We start from the raw sequence: 16,310 nt of genomic DNA on the forward strand, positions 1-16,310 counted from the left end.
CGAAAACGACAATACAAAAAGTTACTGAACCTAGGAGGAATACCTATGACAAACCAAGCGGGAAATCACATGTTGGCCCAAGTCAATTCTGAGTACAGTGCCTTGCTTCACACCTTTCAGGAGCTGCAAAAGCAAACCGCAGACGCCCATATTGCACACCAACAATTCATGGCGACCGGACATGCTGCGTTTCTTCGCGCAGCTGAGGCAACATTTACAAACCTCACTAGATTAATCTCAGGAGAATCGACCGCAAGCAATCAACACTCGGCTGCGCGAGAAGCAGTTATTGATGAACAGCCCAAGCCCCTGCAAAACCCTGAAATTACTGAGCTTCCTCATCATCATGCGCCAAATGAGCCGGATCGAGTCCATCCTATTGCAGCCGCTCCTGAACTGGAGCAGATTGCTGAGGTACAGCCTGCCAGTCAACCTTCGGAACAGCCCGCCACACCTTCTGCAGTTATGCCATCCGGCATGCAATCTGATGAATCGATCATCGGTAAACCACCACAAATTGACCTTCAGCAGCAACCAAATGCAGCCACACAAAACGCAGCACAATTATTACTTGATATCGTCTCCGACAAAACCGGATATCCAATGGAGATGCTTGATCTATCGATGGAAATGGAATCCGAGCTCGGCATTGATTCTATTAAACGTGTGGAGATTTTTTCCGCCCTCCAGGACCAACTGCCAACCGGTATCCAAATAAATGCCAATGAATTGGCTGTCCGCCGGACCCTGGGAGAAATTGCAGACTACGTGGAGCGCAGCTTTGAAAAAAAGTCGTAACGGTTGAATCGTCAGTTTCGGATTCGCCGGTTCAGCCGCTTGGACGTTTTTGTTTAAGCCTGCAAAAGGCACCAGCAACAGGCTTTGCGATGAAGGCCTTAAGTTTCATGGTGGAGGGTGTCTTGGCCATCACGGATGATGAAACAGGCATCGCCCCATTACTCGCTAACAAACTCAAGGCTCATGGTATTCAGGCTGAGGTTGTTGGCAGAGTGCCAAATCATGCGTCCGGGGTTGTGTTCCTCGGAGGTTTACGAAATTTGGTAACGGAGTCAGAGGCGTTAGCTGTCAATTATGAAGCTTTTGCCGCAGCGAAGTCAGTAGCTCAACAGCTTACGGCTCGTGGCGGACTTTTCGTAACCGTGCAGAGTACAGGCGGCTCCTTTGGCCTACGCGGTATAGAGTTACAACAAGCCTGGACAGGCGGGTTGTCGGGCCTGGTCAAGACAGCTGCTTTGGAATGGCCGAAAGCTTCGGTTAAAGCCATTGATTTGGAAATGACCGCTCTTACCAAGGAACAGGCCGCTGATGCGATTATGGTTGAGCTGCTTTGGGGAGGGCCGGAAGTCGAGGTGGGGTTGCGGGTGAATGAACCACGTATGACCGTTCATGCCGAGCCTGCTTCGCTCCCCAAATCCGCATCTATGCGGGTTTTAAATCAAAAGGGTGTAGTCATTGTCACGGGCGGGGCCCGCGGTGTTACGGCTGCCGCATTGCAAGCACTCGCTGAAACCGTATCTCTGCGATTTGTGTTGCTGGGCCGCACAGCTTTGACGGAGGAACCGGCCATCTGTAAACATGCCAATTCGGAAGCCGAGCTTAGACAAATCCTGTTTGATTCATATAAGGCCAACGGGCAGAAAATTACACCGGGAGAACTGTCAACGCGCGCTCAGGAAATTCTTGCCAATAGGGAAATCAAAGAGACCTTGTATACTTTAAAAAAATCAGGTTCTCATGCAAGCTACTATGCAGTTGATATTCAGGATCAACAGTCATTAGTCCATACTTTATCGGAAGTGCGCCGGGAATGGGGGCAGATTACAGGCATTATTCACGGTGCGGGCGTTCTGGCTGATAAAAGGATTGCCGACAAAACACCCGAAAATTTCGATCTCGTATTTCGCACCAAGGTAGAAGGGCTGCGTAATTTATTGGCTGCAACCCAACAGGACCCGTTGGATATGATTGTCTTATTTTCATCTATTGCTGCGAGAGCAGGGAATATAGGGCAATGTGATTATGCGATGGCAAACGAGATTTTGAATAAAGTCGCGGCAGCCCAGGCAGCACAACGCGGAGTTGGCTGTCTGGTCAAATCTTTCAACTGGGGAGCCTGGGATGGAGGGATGGTGACCCCGAGTCTGCGGACACATTTTACTGAAAGGGGAGTCAACCTCATTCCGATTGAACAGGGGGCTCGTGCCTTTGTTGAGGAGCTGTTATTCGGCGATCGGGAGCAAATAGAAGTGGTTATTACCGGTGATAGAGCTGGCCAAGGCCTGATGGGAGGACAGACATGAGCTTTCAGCGAACCGTTATGAATTATCACAATCAGCTTGTTCAAACGCATAGGGATTATCAAACTCAACAAGGGGAGCTTCATCTGCAGTTTTTACAGCAGAGGGAACTGGCTCTTAAGGAAATGACCGCCGCTTTGTCTAAATCCGCAGGAACAAGTGAGCGTTCACATCCGTTTCGGCCTGTGGGGCCTTCATTCTCCCGGGCTGAACTTGAGGTGTTGGCGTCTGGCAAGGTTTCCGGCATATTAGGAAGCCGATTCGAAGCACAGGACAAGTATGCTCATCAAGTTCGAATGCCCAAACCCCCGCTGTTATTCGCTGATCGGGTTCTCGGAATGGAAGGTGAGCCGGGCTCTCTTGGCTTGGGCAAGATCTGGTCTGAAATCGATGTTTCGGGAGACTCATGGTTTCTGCATGATGGTTGTATGCCCGCAGGCCTCATGATTGAAGGGGTGGCCAATCCCGTTGGCCTTCTTATGTCCTGGCTGGGGATCGAGTCACACAATAAAGGGAACCGTAATTTACGGCTCTTAGGCTGTGAGTTCATGTTTCATGAATCGCTTGTTAAGCATAATACGACAATTACATCTGAACTTACTGTAGATGCCCACGCCCATAATGGTGGTACCTGGATTACCTCTTTCCACACCGACTGTTATGCCGCAGGACAGAAACGGTTCACAATGCGAAAAGGACAGGTCGGTTTCTTCACTGCAGCTGAATTGCTTGGATCCCGTGGTGTGAACTGGGATGCTGAAACTGCACGGTTTCATGCAGATGCCAGACGGGATGCTCCAGTTGTGGTTTGCGAACATCGTTCATTCTCCAAGGAACAAGTAAGCTTATTCGCCAAAGGACGTACTGCTGAATGCTTCGGAACCGGATATGAAGCGGCTTCTACACACACAAGATCACCGCGTATTCAAGCGGGAAACATGCTCATGATGGATGAAGTGCAATGCTTTGATCCGCAAGGGGGACCTTGGGGGAAAGGCTACTTAAAGGCGAAAAAAGCAATTCAGCCTAATGAATGGTTTTTCTTATGTCATTTCCATAACGATCCAGTGATGCCGGGCATGCTGCAATTTGAAGGCTGTCTGCAAGCGATGGCGTTCTATCTCGCTGGACTTGGGTTTACGTTGGATAAGGATGGGTATCGCTTTGATCCCATTCCTGAGGTGCTGTATGATCTGCAGTTGCGGGGACAAGCCCCTCCAACCGCTAAAGAAATTATCTATGAGGTATTTGTCGAAGAGGTTCATGGTGGAGATGAGCCCAGGTTATATGCGGATTTGTTGGTCACTGTGGATGGTTTAAAAGCTTGTTATTGCCGAAGAATGGGATTGCACCTCGTCAAAATGGAAGATCAAAGAGAGGGATGAGCGGTATGAAGCAGCAATCTGCAGGAAATTGGAATGCAGAGGGTGTAATTGGAGGCTGGCAAAGCGCTGGTGAATCCCCGCTCTTTGATCCAGAGGACATAAAAAGCACGGTCTCCAGAATTCGCGAACCGATCCATATCGTGGGTGGCGGCCCAAACGGATCACGGGGGGTAGCCTTCGGAGGAAGTATACACCATAGTTCACATGTTGGTCAGGAGGGAATCTATCCGCTGATTGCCTCCTTGCCGGCCATTTATCCGGAATGGCTGGGGGATCGTTCATTTTTGCAGACCCATGGTTTGCGCTTTCCATATGTCGTCGGTGAAATGGCCAACGGGCTTGCAACCACTGCCATGGTTATAGCCGCAGCAAAAGCGGGGATGCTCGGTTTTTTTGGATCTGCCGGGTTATCTCCACAGCGTGTCGCACAAGCCATTGACGAATTGAAAGCCGGGCTTGAACCGCTTGGACTGCCATGGGGCGTGAATTTGATTCACAGCCCAAGCGAGACGGATACGGAAGAAACGAATGTCGACTTGTATCTTAAACTTGGTGTTACTCGTATGTCAGCATCGGCATTTATGAGTCTGACACCGAGTATCGTCCGGTATGCGTGCAGCGGATTGCGATTGAATGAAAACGGGCATATTGTGCGGCTGAATCATGTATTTGCGAAAATTTCCCGTCCCGAAATTGCGAAGCTGTTCATGTCACCGGCACCTGAGCATATTCTGCTGAGTCTTGTCAGGAGCGGAAAACTCACAGCCGAGGAAGCCCGGCTGGCAAGCCGTATTCCGGTGTCAGAAGATATAACGGTTGAAGCGGATTCAGGCGGACATACCGATAACAGGCCCCTGGGCACATTATTCTCAACCATTGCAGCTTTACGCGATGAATTAATGGCCTTTTATGGATATGACCGGTCTATTCGGGTGGGAGCAGCAGGGGGAATTGGCACCCCTGCCGCCGCTGCGGCCGCTTTTGCTTTAGGTGCAGCGTATATTGTTACAGGCTCGATTAATCAAGCGTCGCTGGAATCGGGTTTGTCCGATGCGGGCAAGCAAATGCTGGCCAAGGCGGATTTGGCCGATGTCACCATGGCTCCGTCAGCGGATATGTTTGAAATGGGAGTCAAGGTGCAGGTGCTTAAGCGAGGGACCATGTTCAGTGGGCGGGCGCATCGTTTATTCGAAGTGTATCGGCAATTTGAATCCCTTGAATCCATACCCTTGGACCAACGGGCGAAGCTGGAGAAGGAAATTTTTCAAGACTCTCTGGAACAGATTTGGGACGAAACAGAACGCTTTTTTCAGAATAGGGACCCCCAGCAGTTAGTCAGAGCCCAAAAAGATGCCAAGCATCGGATGGCGCTTGTTTTTCGTTGGTATTTGGGACATGCGAGCCGATGGGCCATTCAGGGAACAGCGGAGCGCAGACTGGACTATCAAATCTGGTGCGGTCCGGCGATCGGGGCATTTAATGCCTGGGCAGCAGGTTCATTTTTGGAAGATCCAGCGAACCGTGGTGTCGTGCCAATCGCATTGAATATGATGGAGGGAGCTGCTGTCATCACCCGAGCCCATCAATTACGTACATATGGCATTGCCGTAGTTCCGGGAGCATTTAATTTTTACCCAAGGCCAATGTCCGTATGAACCCGGAATACCGATGAATTGTTACCCCAACAATATCGGCTCCATCGCTGAGACCTTGTTCCCGCTAATCTTAGACAAATTTATTGTGATTTTTAAAGATATTCTATATTATTGCAATAACAGAGGAAGATTTTGGATACGCCTTCGCATCTTGAAAAATCCTGGCGACATTTGCAGTGCATGAAATGGGTGAGCAACAGAGGTTGGCAACTATGTTTCTGTCGTATTACAAAAGCTTACAGGGGAGAACTGCTGATGAACGTAATACTTCTAGATAATGATCGCTTCGCGTTGGATTACCTTGAGGAGCAACTTTTGGAAATGGCAAATGTTACAATTGTTGGCAAGTACCTGAATCCTCTGCTAGGAAAGGCCAGAGCTCTAAGCGATGAGGTAGATGTTGTTTTTCTGGATGTAAATTTAGGAACAATGAATGGGGTACAATTAGCGGAGCAGATTTTAGAGGTTAAGCCCAGCCAGAAATTTGTTTTTGTCACCGCTTATTATGAATATGCAATAAAAGCATTTGAACTTAACGCAGTCGATTACATCCTTAAACCGGCTTGTTCGGTACGTTTGACGAAAACATTACAACGGATCCAAGGGGAGGATCGTTCGAGTGTTCATGTCCGTCGCATAGACGAGCCCATAATGCTTCATGTATTTCAACAGGTCACAATTTCAGCAAAAAACGAAGATACCATGTTTCATTGGCGGACAACGAAAGCGCAGGAAATGTTTTTATACTTACTGCAGCACCGGGGGCAATTGGTGCGCAAATCCGTGCTGCTTGATTTGCTGTGGCCGGAATATGACTCATACAAGGTTTCATCGCAATTATACTCCACCGTGTATCAGGTGAGGAGAACGTTAGAACCTTACAGGGAACGGTTACAGATTGAGAGACATACGGATGGCTATATCCTGAAGTTGCATAACGTTATAGTGGACGCAAAGGATTGGGAGCGTAGGATAAACTCAGCCCCCCCAATCAGTGATGAAACCATTAAATACTATGAACAAACCATGAGGCTGTACACAGGGGATTACCTTCAGGAGTATGATTTTTGGTGGGCGGAAGGTGAGCGTCACCGGCTTAAGATGTTATGGCTGAACACGGCGCTATTGATGGCCAGGTGGTATCAGAATGCACATTATATAGAGAAGGCGGTCGGGTGGTACCAGGAGATATGCAATCGGGAACCACAGGCGGAAGAAGCACACTTTGCCTTAATAAGTATTTATGCGTCTATCGGCAATCATATCGCGGTAGATCGGCAATATCGGCTTCTGGTCAAGGTGCTGCAGGAAGAATTAAGTGAGCGCCCCAGTCCGTACATTGATGATTGGTATCACAGCTGGAAGCAGACAAGAGTGAAATTTTCTATACAGGGATAAGCGAGACATCCGTCACCCCTCCTTGGTGATATTAACCAAAAAGATCACCGACCTTATAAACCATTAGTCTAAATTAGTTACTCAGTTGGCTTGGAGCTTTTCTGCTATTAGAAGTGCTAACGAAAAAAAACCGTCTCCTCAGAGGGACGGTTTTCCGCTTTTCCGTTTCCCCAGGCTCGCCCATACCGATAAAACCCATGAAGTCCGTTTGGTGGGGAGTAGCTGATTAGCTGTAGTTTTGCTCGACGCTGGTTCCCCGGTCAAACCGTATTTCCGCATCTGCCGGGCTTGCCGGTATTCCATCAACTTTTCATTTATATAATCTTGTTCAAGCATGTTTACCCTCCTCAAACACCAGTTCTTATGATGGTTTTTTTTGTTTGTTTTTTGTCTAACCCCATTATGCTCTATTCAAAAGGGGATAAAAAGCGTATACTTGCGCCAAGGTATTTCCTCTTTTATTGTCATGTGATCGAAAGGGGGAGGGGATTATGCTGCTGGATGAGAGATACCTGCTGCTGTTTGAGCGTTTTGGAAGAGATACGGAACTGGGGGATCCTGTAGAAGTGAAGCTGGAGCAGCTGTCTGAAGCACTTTATTGCACCCCGCGTAATGCCAAACTCATTCTTGCAAAGCTCCGGAGTGAGCAGCTTATTGATTGGTTCCCTGGTCGGGGGAGGGGTAACCGGTCCAGAATTGCCTTTAAGATGGACAAAGAGGCCTACTTAATGGAGTTTTCACAAAGCCTGGTTGAAGAGGGGAATTATAAGCGGGCATTTGATCTGATCGGATTACATGCTACCGGAACGTTTGCCAAACCCAAGTTTCTGGAATGGCTGGATAAGCAATTCGGCTATAAAAAGGGGGAAGCGGGAGAAGGTCAGCATCCCCGGGATACACTCGTGTTCCCGGTATTGAAGCAGCCGCTGACGCTTGATCCCGCCGAGCTTTTGTATTCATTTGATTCGCATTTGATCCGTCAAATTTTTGACCGGTTACTCAGGTTTGATATGCAGCAGGGCTCGATTGTGCCCATGTTAGCCCATGCATGGAGCTCCAATAGCAATGCGACGGAATGGACGTTTCACCTGCGCAAAGGGGTGCGTTTTCATAATGGCCAGGAAATGACTTCCCGAGATGTAAAGTTTACGCTTGAGCGGCTCCAGAACGGACCGGCCAACAGCTGGCTGATGCGGGGAGTCGAAAGTATTGAGACGATGGGGCCCCGGACGCTCCGTGTGAAGCTTAGTCGGCCTAACCGGATCTTTGACCGCTTCATGTGCTCTGCGGCAGCTTCCATTCTTCCCTACGGATTTGCCGGTATGGAGGAGGAGGATTATTGGAGCCTCCCGGTGGGAACGGGAGCTTTTAGATTGATCTCCTGGACAACAGGGCGAATTGAGCTTGCCGCTTTTGATGCTTATTTTCAGGGCCGGCCCTACCTGGATAGTGTAGATATCGTGATTTTACCGAAAGACTGCGCCCTTGAAGTGGAAGAAAATGCAAAGGTTCATCACAGTATGGATACGATGCGGATGTACTCTTATGCTAAGGGGGAGGCCTGGCAGGAAATCGAGAAGCTGTGTCAGGGCTGCACCATGTTGATCTGGAACGTTTCCCGCGAGGGTCTCCAGCAGTCCGAAGCTTTGCGGAGAACGGTGAAAATGATACTTCATCCCGGAGAAATGGTTGCAGAGCTCGGCGGCGAACGGGTGCTTCCCGCTTTCGGGTTCCGTCCCGAAACCAGCCGTTCCCATACGGTTGAACCCATGAGGCCCGAACGTATTCGCAGGGCATTGGAAGAGTCGGGCTACGCCGGGGAGGTTCTTCGTTTTGCCTGCCATCCAAAATATAGCGAAGATGGCTTATGGATCATGAACAGGCTCTCCGAATGGGGAATCTCTGTCGAAGCGGTGGATTATGAGTCGTGGTCCGATGCTGACCTCTGTATTTCGGGGCTCGTGTTCCCGGAAGATGAAGTATGCGAAATCGAAGCTTATGAGCACCGGGATTACATTATGCACTCTTATTTCGACGAAGAGCGAAAGAAGTGGATCACCGGCCGGATTGATGAGGCGGTTGCGGCCGAATCAACGGATCAAAGACGCATGTATTTGAAGGAAATTGAAGACCTCGTTCGGGATAAGGCAACGGTGATCTTCCTGCACCATCGTCGGATAAGCACCTTTATGCATCCTTCCGTCCGCGGCGTAAGCCTGAACTCGCTCGGCTGGGTCGACTTTCAGAATGTTTGGTTGGAGTAATAAAGCAGCCTTCTTACCATGAAATAATATCTAATCTCACGATAAGAAGGCGTTGAAGTTTAATGTAAATGACAGTTGATATGTTAGTATTTAAATTTGACCGTCAGATCCTGCAGCTTCTGTGACATATCCGACAGGGTCGAAGCCAAGCTGGTGATCTGCTGCATGGAAGCCAGCTGCTCTTCCGCGGACGCCGCAATATTCTGCGAGTTGTCCGCCGCTTGAACGGCCAGGCTCGAGACGTTTTCTCCGCTCGCCGATATTTCCTGGGCACTTGCGGTGATTTGCTGCGCGATGCTTGCCAGCTCCTCTGTTTGCTGAGCGATGTGACTTGTAGAAGTCACAATTTTGTTGAACTGCTGCTCTGTCTCATTGGCAATTTGAATACCGGAGTCGACATCCACTTTTACGCGTTCCATGGTCTTAAGCGAATGTTCCATATCTATGCGCATGTCCTGAATTAACCGGGAAATCTGCTCGGAAGACTGGTTCGATTGTTCCGCAAGCTTGCGCACCTCTTCGGCAACTACGGAGAAACCGCGGCCTTCTTCACCGGCACGGGCGGCCTCAATCGAAGCGTTGAGTGCAAGAAGGTTGGTCTGCTTTGCGATATCCGTAATGGCATGCAGCATCGTATCGATCTGTTGGGTACGATCGTCCAGCTGTCTCATAACCGCATCGGTTTCATTTACGGAATTGTTGATCAGGCCCATTTGTTTTACAGTATGCTGTACAGCAGTTCCGCCAATGCTTGCCATTTCCATCGCATCTGCAGACGATTCAGCTATGGTCAAGGAGCTCTCCGTGATCCGCTGCATTCCAATTGAAATTTCCTCCAGCGAGCTGGTTGTTTTCTGGAGCATCACTTGCTGCTCCTTCGCACCGGCTGCCGATTCCTGGATCGCGATGGTGATATGCTCGGTCGCCTGCCCGGTGTGCTCTGCTCCCAGGGTCAATTCTTTTGAGGATGAAGCTACCTGCTTTGTGGACAGATTTACCTCACGGATCAGATGTCTTATATTTTTGATCATATGATTAAAGTCCTGTGCAAGCTCGCCAATCTCATCATTTGATTTCAATTTGACCTCTTCGACGGTTAAATCACCGTCCGCAACGGCGTTAAGCCGCTTTGCGATCAGGAGAATAGGCTTCGTAAAACGCCCGGAAACAAAGCTTACGATAATTGCTCCCAGAACAACCGCAACAGCCGCAATAACCAGAACAAGATACAGGACTTGGGTCGCGCCACTGTTAAACTCGCTTAGATATGCGCCGGAACCGATAATCCATCCCCAATGGGGATCCATTTCAACATACGATACTTTCGTTTCCACTTGATTTGTACCAGGCAAAGCCCATTTATAAGTGACAAACCCGCCGCCGCTTGTACCGACTTCAACGAGTTCTTTTCCCAGATACACACCGTCTTCCGTTACGACATCTGTCAAATTCTGGCCTTCATTTGAAGGGTTCATCACCGAAACGGCATCCTTGCCAACAGCCCACGGGTAACCCGTTTCTCCTACAGTATATTCACTCTTTATCTGTCGTTTGTTATCTGCATTTTTGGCGCCGAGGAGCTCAACACGCAGCTTTTCCTGTGCCTGCTCCAATGTTAAATCTCCGTTCTCGACTTGCTCGTTGAGAAGATTAATCATGCCAATGACCATATTCACACTTTGCTTAAGCGCCGCCTTGCCTGATTCATTCATTTCGTTTTTGGAGCCTAAATAAGAGCTGGCCCCAATCACGAGAGTAGGTACAATTAAAATAACCAAGCACAATATGGTTAGCTTCATTCTTAATGATCTCAACTTCATGATGGACCCTATCTTTGTTTTCACTGCATTTCCCCCTCAGATATTGACTTACAGACTCATCCCACCGCTATGGTAGTTAATCAAATAAAAAGGCTGTATATCATATATCGTAATAACGTGGCGGGAAATGAAGCCCTCATCAGCGGCACTTTCATGTTATCCGCCAAATTCGCCCGTATGATCGAGGTGGGGGAGATGAAAATTCAGAGTCATCGTAACATTGCAAGCCGAATATAAAAACGGGCGGTCCCTCGAGAGCGGGCGCCCGTTATTCATCGTTTTGCTATTTTTTACTCGCTGATCAAACCTTTTTCAACCAGAAAATCATGCGCAACATCTTCTTCCTTGAGTCCCTCGATATCAACCTGCCCGTTCAGCTTCTGCATATCTTCTTCTGAAATCGACCCACCGAGCTGGTTAAGAACTTCTTTCAGCTCCGGATATTGGTCCAGCGTATCCTTGCGAATGACCGTTCCCGCGTCATAAGGAGGGAAGAACTGCTTGTCGTCTTCCAGGATGACCAGGTTATGGGCTTCGATTTGAGCATCTGTGGAATAGGCGTTTGTTACGTCTGTTTCTCCTTCGCTGATCGACCGATACATGATGCCGTGGTCCATACCTTTGGCATCTTTAAAGTTCATGCCATACAGCTTCTTAATGCCGGGATACCCGTCTTCCCGGTCCAAAAATTCAAATTCAACACCGAGCACGAGGCCCTGGGACACCTTTGCCAGATCACTGAAGGTTTTGAGATTATATTTCTCAGCCGTTTCCTTCGTTACAGCCAGTGTATACGTATTGTTAAACCCGAACGGTGCCAAAAATTCCAGTCCGTCCTTCTCCACAAGCTCTTTCGTCTTTGTAAGTGTCTCTTCGGAAGTTCCCGTCTCCTGTTGATAGTAGTTGGCGACAATTGTGCCGGTATAGTCCGGATACAGCTGGATTTCATTATTTTTAAGTGCACCCCAGGCAACGTTCGAACCACCCAGGTTGACTTTGCGTACGACCGATAGATCTGTTTTATCTTCAATTAAATCGGCTATCATATGCGCAAGCAGTATGTTTTCGGTAAAGTTTTTGGATCCGATGGTGATGGTGCCGCCGTTTGCGGTTTTGTCGCTGGCAGCGCTTGAACCACCACAGGCCGCAAGCAGAAGCATGAGAGACGTCAAAATCATGGTCAACAGCGTTCTTATTTTCGTGTTCATAGTTGTCCTCCCTTTTGTAAAAGCTTATGAAATTAGACCTTGAGTCCTTTCGGCGTTGTCGCTTTTTCAAGCAGTCCGAGCAAATAATCCATGAGAAGCGCAAGCAGCGCCGCAGGTATGGCACCCAGCAGTGTGAGCGCCTCGATATTTCTTTGGATGCCGAGGAATATAAATTCACCCAGTCCTCCTGCTCCGATAAAAGCAGCCAGCGTTGCCGTCCCGACATTGATCACGGCCGCCGTTCGAATTCCCGCCATGATCACGCTAAAAGACAGGGGCAGCTGCACCTTGAATAAGATTTGCCAGCTTTTCATGCCCATCCCCCGTGCGGCTTCCACAATCGACTTATCGACATCGGTGATGCCCGCGTATGTGTTACGGATGATGGGAAGCAGCGAATAGAGGAAGAGGGCGGCAACTGCCGTCTTCATACCGATTCCGAATAAAGGAATCATGAAGCCAAGCATGGCCAAGCTGGGAATGGTCTGCAGGATGCCGGCCACCCCGAGTACAGTGCCTTTCAACGGTTTCATACGTGTGATCAGGATGCCCAGAGCAATACCGATGACGACCGCCAGAAGCATGGACAACAGCACCAGCTGGATGTGCACGCCAAGCGACTGAAGCAGGTCTTCCTTACGGCTGTCGAATTGTCTCAGCATCTGTTCCCATAACGTCAAATCTCTCATTTTGCAATCTCCCCCTCGCCGACCCATTTGGAGGCAAAAGCGGTCAGAAGACTGCTTCTTGTCACAATACCTGCAATTTTGCCCTCATCGGTGACAACCGGAATAATACCAAATGGCGCATCGGTAATGAGCGCAAGCGCGTCTCTTGCCGTTGCCGTATCCCTCAGCACCGCTTCGAGCGGTGTCATGATCTCATCAATGGTACGGATTTCTTCTATTTTGGCGGAAATATCATAAGCCGAAACAATACCGAGCAGATTACCCGAATCATTGACAACCAGCAGAGTATCGGTTCTGCGTTGGCGCATAAAGGTAAGTGCCTTGCCTGGCGCACGTCCCGGATAGGTTATGGATGGATTGGTACGCATGACGTCCGTGACCGGAATAAATTCGGGGTTTTGAAAAAGGCGGTTTTTACCGATGAAGCTTTCTACGAAATCGTTGGCAGGCTGGCTCAGGATCTGATCCGGTGTATCCAATTGCACCAGTTCTCCATCTTTCAGAATGGCAATCTTGTCGCCGAGCTTTAGAGCTTCCTCCATATCATGGGTGACAAAAACAATCGTTTTATGCAGTTCCTGCTGCAGCCTCAGCAGCTCATCCTGCAGCTGCTCGCGTGTGATCGGATCAAGTGCCCCGAAAGGCTCATCCATAAGCACGATTTCAGGATCGGCCGCCAGTGCCCTGGCAACGCCGATGCGCTGCTGCTGGCCCCCGGACAGCTGTTTGGGATAACGCTTGGCGAACACGGCAGGATCAAGCCCGACCAGACGAAGCATTTCGTTGACTCGTTCCTTTTTTCTGGCCGCGTCCCAGCCTTTGAGCTGTGGAATCAGTCCCACATTGTCTTCAATCGTGTAATGGGGGAATAAACCGATTTGCTGAATGACATAACCAATATTTCTGCGGAGTAGATCGGGGTTCTCTTTCGTAATGTCCTTGCCTTTCAAAAAAATTGTTCCTGACGTATGCGGCACGAGACGATTGATCATTTTCATTGTAGTCGTTTTACCGCAGCCGCTTGGTCCGATGAGAACCAGAATTTCACCGGCAGAGATTTCAAAATTCATGTTTTTGACAGCCTGATACCCGTTGGAATACTGCTTGTTGACCTGTTCGAATTTAAGCATGAATACCCCTTTCATTTAATAATCTTTGTGTAAAATTGATTTTTTGTAATTATAACAAGCAGCATCCATACTGACAACCCAAATTAATAATATAAGTTGTTTGTATATTAATGTAAATTAAATTTTGCGCACAAAAAAACGACCCTGTTCTAAGAATTCCAGGATCGTCTTATTTGCTTTTTCGCTGATTATGAATGTGAAACTTATTCAGGTATAGAATTCAGTCTGATTAATAAATTGTGCTGTTCGCTCATACATCTTTTCGTCCCCTACGACGACCAATGTATCCTTTTCACGCAAAATAACATGCGGACCCGGAGATATCGACACTTCCGTCCCTCTGCGCAATGCGATGATGGTGGCGCCTGTGTGCTGCCAGAACTGCAGCATGCCGATCGTTTTTCCTATGACATGTGACTTATCGGAAATTCGGATCTCTACCGGGTTATACGGTTTGAGATTCTGAAGTCTGTCCGAAGTCTCTATAATTTCAGTAAGCAGGATATCAAAGTGGCGATCCAACTTTTTCTTTTCGGATAAAAGCAACTGCAGGTCCTGCTTCAAAGAGTAGGCGGATTTTAGATAATGGTTCCTTGTTATATATTCATTTGCTTTTTCGTCCGAAATCACAATGATTTCCTTACCCTGTGAAACCGATACGATTCCTTCCTCCTTCAGCAATCCTATGGACTTGCGGATGGTTTCGGGAGATACATGGTATTGACCTGCGAGCAAAGATCTCCCTGAGATTTTGGATCGAACGGGAAATTCTCCGCTAACGATTCTTTGTGCAATATCCAGTGCGATCGATTTATAACCTGCCATTTCCTGCATTGCCGACGTCTACCCCTTGTTCATGAAAATAAAAACTCACACACAGTATACCTCTTTTTATTAGACAAATAAACGAAGTGAGATAATGAACAAATATCAATGGTCTGTTCACTAATTAACAAATCAGGCTAATCTAACAATTGCATGATACATATGCTTTTTTATAATAGTAGGCGTTAGTTCAATATTTCCCCATTTAAGCAAAGGAGCGAATCGGAATGGAATATGTAAAACTCGGCAATACAGGCTTGGACGTATCACGGCTTTGTCTTGGCTGCATGGGCTTCGGTGTAGCAGAACGGTGGGTGCATCCGTGGGTGCTGAATGAGGAGAACAGCCGGCCGATTATCAAAAAAGCGCTGGAGCTTGGCATCAACTTTTTTGATACGGCGAATGTATATTCGGACGGAACGAGCGAGGAGATTGTGGGACGGGCGTTAAAGGATTTTGCTAATCGGGATGAAATTGTGCTCGCGACAAAGGTCCATTTTCGCATGCATGAAGGTCCAAACGGTGCAGGGCTTTCGCGCAAGGCCATTATGAGTGAAATTGATAAGAGCTTGAAGAGGCTGGGGACCGATTATGTGGATCTGTACCAGATTCACCGCTGGGATTACAATACACCCATTGAAGAGACGATGGAAGCCTTGCATGATGTGGTGAAGGCAGGCAAAGCGAGATATATCGGGGCTTCTGCGATGTATGCATGGCAGTTCCTGAAGGCGCTTCATGTCGCGGAGAAAAACGGATGGACCCGGTTCGTATCGATGCAGAACCATTACAACCTCATCTATCGTGAAGAAGAGCGCGAGATGATGCCGCTCTGCAGGGCTGAAAAAATTGGCGTGATTCCGTACAGCCCGCTCGCATCCGGAAGATTGACACGGGATTGGACGGAAAAAACACATCGTTCCGAAACCGATCAGGTTCAGAAATCGAAATACGATGCCACCGCCGATACTGACCGATTGATCGTGGAAAGAGTTGCAGAAATTGCAGAAAAACGCGGCGTTCCGCGTGCCCACATCGCTATTGCCTGGCTGCTGCAGAAAGAGCCGGTCACTGCTCCTATTATCGGTGCTACGAAAATATCCCATCTCGAAGATGCGGCTGCTGCCCTGTCGGTGAAGTTAACTCCAGAAGAAATCGCTTCACTGGAAGAGCCGTATATTCCTCATCCCGTAGTTGGCGCTCTGTAACTGGAAAGTTGCGCTGGTGAAATATAAGCCGCCAATCCTAAGTTTGGGATCGGCGGCTTTAGTTATTGTTTAATGTATTTTTTATACTCATCTCCCCATATTTCAAGTTCTCTTAGAACAGGTAAAAGTTTCAATCCCATTTCGGCTAATGAATATTCTACGCGTGGCGGAACTTCCGGGTACACTTTTCTATTTATGAGCTGGAAGCTCTCTAATCTACGGAGTTCTTTTGTTAAAGTAGCTTGTGTTAATTCTGGCATTTGACGATTCAATTCTCCAAAGCGAAGTATTCCTGTACTTAAATTGTATAGTATCCGAAGAGCCCATTTCCCTCCGAGTATTTTCTGCGCTATTGCAATTGGGCAGTCATCAAGATCGATTCTATTCATACTTCTCCACCTCCATACTAT

General features: G+C 48.2%; 13 protein-coding genes. 7 read left to right on the forward strand and 6 right to left on the reverse strand.

Going from position 1 to position 16,310, the window contains the following annotated elements; genetic code table 11:
• Positions 1 to 45: 45 nt before the first annotated feature.
• The 6 genes from ACI1P2_RS15550 to ACI1P2_RS15575 all read left to right on the forward strand — a co-directional run bounded on the left by ACI1P2_RS15550 (position 46) and on the right by ACI1P2_RS15575 (position 9,020).
• Positions 46 to 798, forward strand: a complete 753-nt coding sequence (locus ACI1P2_RS15550) for a phosphopantetheine-binding protein (RefSeq protein ID WP_355320757.1) — start codon at positions 46 to 48, stop codon at positions 796 to 798.
• Between the two features lie 89 nt (positions 799 to 887).
• On the forward strand, positions 888 to 2,321 hold the full coding sequence (locus ACI1P2_RS15555) for an SDR family oxidoreductase (protein WP_355320758.1): 1,434 nt from the start codon (positions 888 to 890) through the stop codon (positions 2,319 to 2,321).
• The gene (locus ACI1P2_RS15560; RefSeq protein WP_355320759.1) at positions 2,318 to 3,703 is read left to right on the forward strand and encodes a hotdog family protein; all 1,386 of its coding nucleotides are present in this window, start codon (positions 2,318 to 2,320) and stop codon (positions 3,701 to 3,703) included. The genes ACI1P2_RS15555 and ACI1P2_RS15560 overlap by 4 nt, the downstream gene beginning before the upstream one ends.
• 5 nt (positions 3,704 to 3,708) lie before the next feature.
• Positions 3,709 to 5,358 (forward strand): PfaD family polyunsaturated fatty acid/polyketide biosynthesis protein, encoded by a 1,650-nt coding sequence (locus ACI1P2_RS15565; protein ID WP_355320760.1) that lies wholly within the window; start codon positions 3,709 to 3,711, stop codon positions 5,356 to 5,358.
• 255 nt (positions 5,359 to 5,613) lie between these two features.
• On the forward strand, positions 5,614 to 6,756 hold the full coding sequence (locus ACI1P2_RS15570; RefSeq protein WP_355320761.1) for a response regulator: 1,143 nt from the start codon (positions 5,614 to 5,616) through the stop codon (positions 6,754 to 6,756).
• A 491-nt stretch (positions 6,757 to 7,247) separates the two neighbouring features.
• Positions 7,248 to 9,020, forward strand: a complete 1,773-nt coding sequence (locus ACI1P2_RS15575; RefSeq protein ID WP_355320762.1) for an SgrR family transcriptional regulator — start codon at positions 7,248 to 7,250, stop codon at positions 9,018 to 9,020.
• Positions 9,021 to 9,103: 83 nt separating this feature from the next.
• On the opposite strand, the gene ACI1P2_RS15580 is transcribed toward ACI1P2_RS15575, so the two are convergent.
• The 5 genes from ACI1P2_RS15580 to ACI1P2_RS15600 form a co-directional block, all read right to left on the reverse strand.
• Positions 9,104 to 10,864, reverse strand: coding sequence for a methyl-accepting chemotaxis protein (locus ACI1P2_RS15580; protein WP_355320763.1), 1,761 nt, complete (start codon positions 10,862 to 10,864; stop codon positions 9,104 to 9,106).
• A gap of 266 nt (positions 10,865 to 11,130) precedes the next feature.
• Positions 11,131 to 12,048, reverse strand: a complete 918-nt coding sequence (locus tag ACI1P2_RS15585) for a glycine betaine ABC transporter substrate-binding protein (RefSeq protein ID WP_355320764.1) — start codon at positions 12,046 to 12,048, stop codon at positions 11,131 to 11,133.
• A 32-nt stretch (positions 12,049 to 12,080) separates the two neighbouring features.
• Positions 12,081 to 12,737: an ABC transporter permease gene (locus tag ACI1P2_RS15590; protein WP_355320765.1), complete on the reverse strand. Its 657-nt coding sequence runs from the start codon at positions 12,735 to 12,737 to the stop codon at positions 12,081 to 12,083.
• Positions 12,734 to 13,867 (reverse strand): betaine/proline/choline family ABC transporter ATP-binding protein, encoded by a 1,134-nt coding sequence (locus tag ACI1P2_RS15595; protein WP_355320766.1) that lies wholly within the window; start codon positions 13,865 to 13,867, stop codon positions 12,734 to 12,736. The genes ACI1P2_RS15590 and ACI1P2_RS15595 overlap by 4 nt, the downstream gene beginning before the upstream one ends.
• A gap of 207 nt (positions 13,868 to 14,074) precedes the next feature.
• Positions 14,075 to 14,701, reverse strand: a complete 627-nt coding sequence (locus ACI1P2_RS15600; protein ID WP_355320767.1) for a TrkA C-terminal domain-containing protein — start codon at positions 14,699 to 14,701, stop codon at positions 14,075 to 14,077.
• Positions 14,702 to 14,919: 218 nt separating this feature from the next.
• On the opposite strand from ACI1P2_RS15600, the gene ACI1P2_RS15605 reads away from it, so the two are divergent.
• Positions 14,920 to 15,900 carry an aldo/keto reductase gene (locus tag ACI1P2_RS15605; RefSeq protein WP_355320768.1) on the forward strand — a complete coding sequence of 327 codons (981 nt, stop codon included), beginning with the start codon at positions 14,920 to 14,922 and terminating at the stop codon, positions 15,898 to 15,900.
• Between the two features lie 62 nt (positions 15,901 to 15,962).
• Here ACI1P2_RS15605 and ACI1P2_RS15610 read toward each other — a convergent pair whose 3' ends face one another.
• Positions 15,963 to 16,289 carry a winged helix-turn-helix transcriptional regulator gene (locus ACI1P2_RS15610; protein WP_355320769.1) on the reverse strand — a complete coding sequence of 109 codons (327 nt, stop codon included), beginning with the start codon at positions 16,287 to 16,289 and terminating at the stop codon, positions 15,963 to 15,965.
• Positions 16,290 to 16,310 lie beyond the last annotated feature (21 nt).

This window comes from Paenibacillus jiangxiensis (assembly GCF_046098255.1).
Classification (GTDB): Bacteria; Bacillota; Bacilli; order Paenibacillales; family Paenibacillaceae; genus Paenibacillus; species Paenibacillus jiagnxiensis.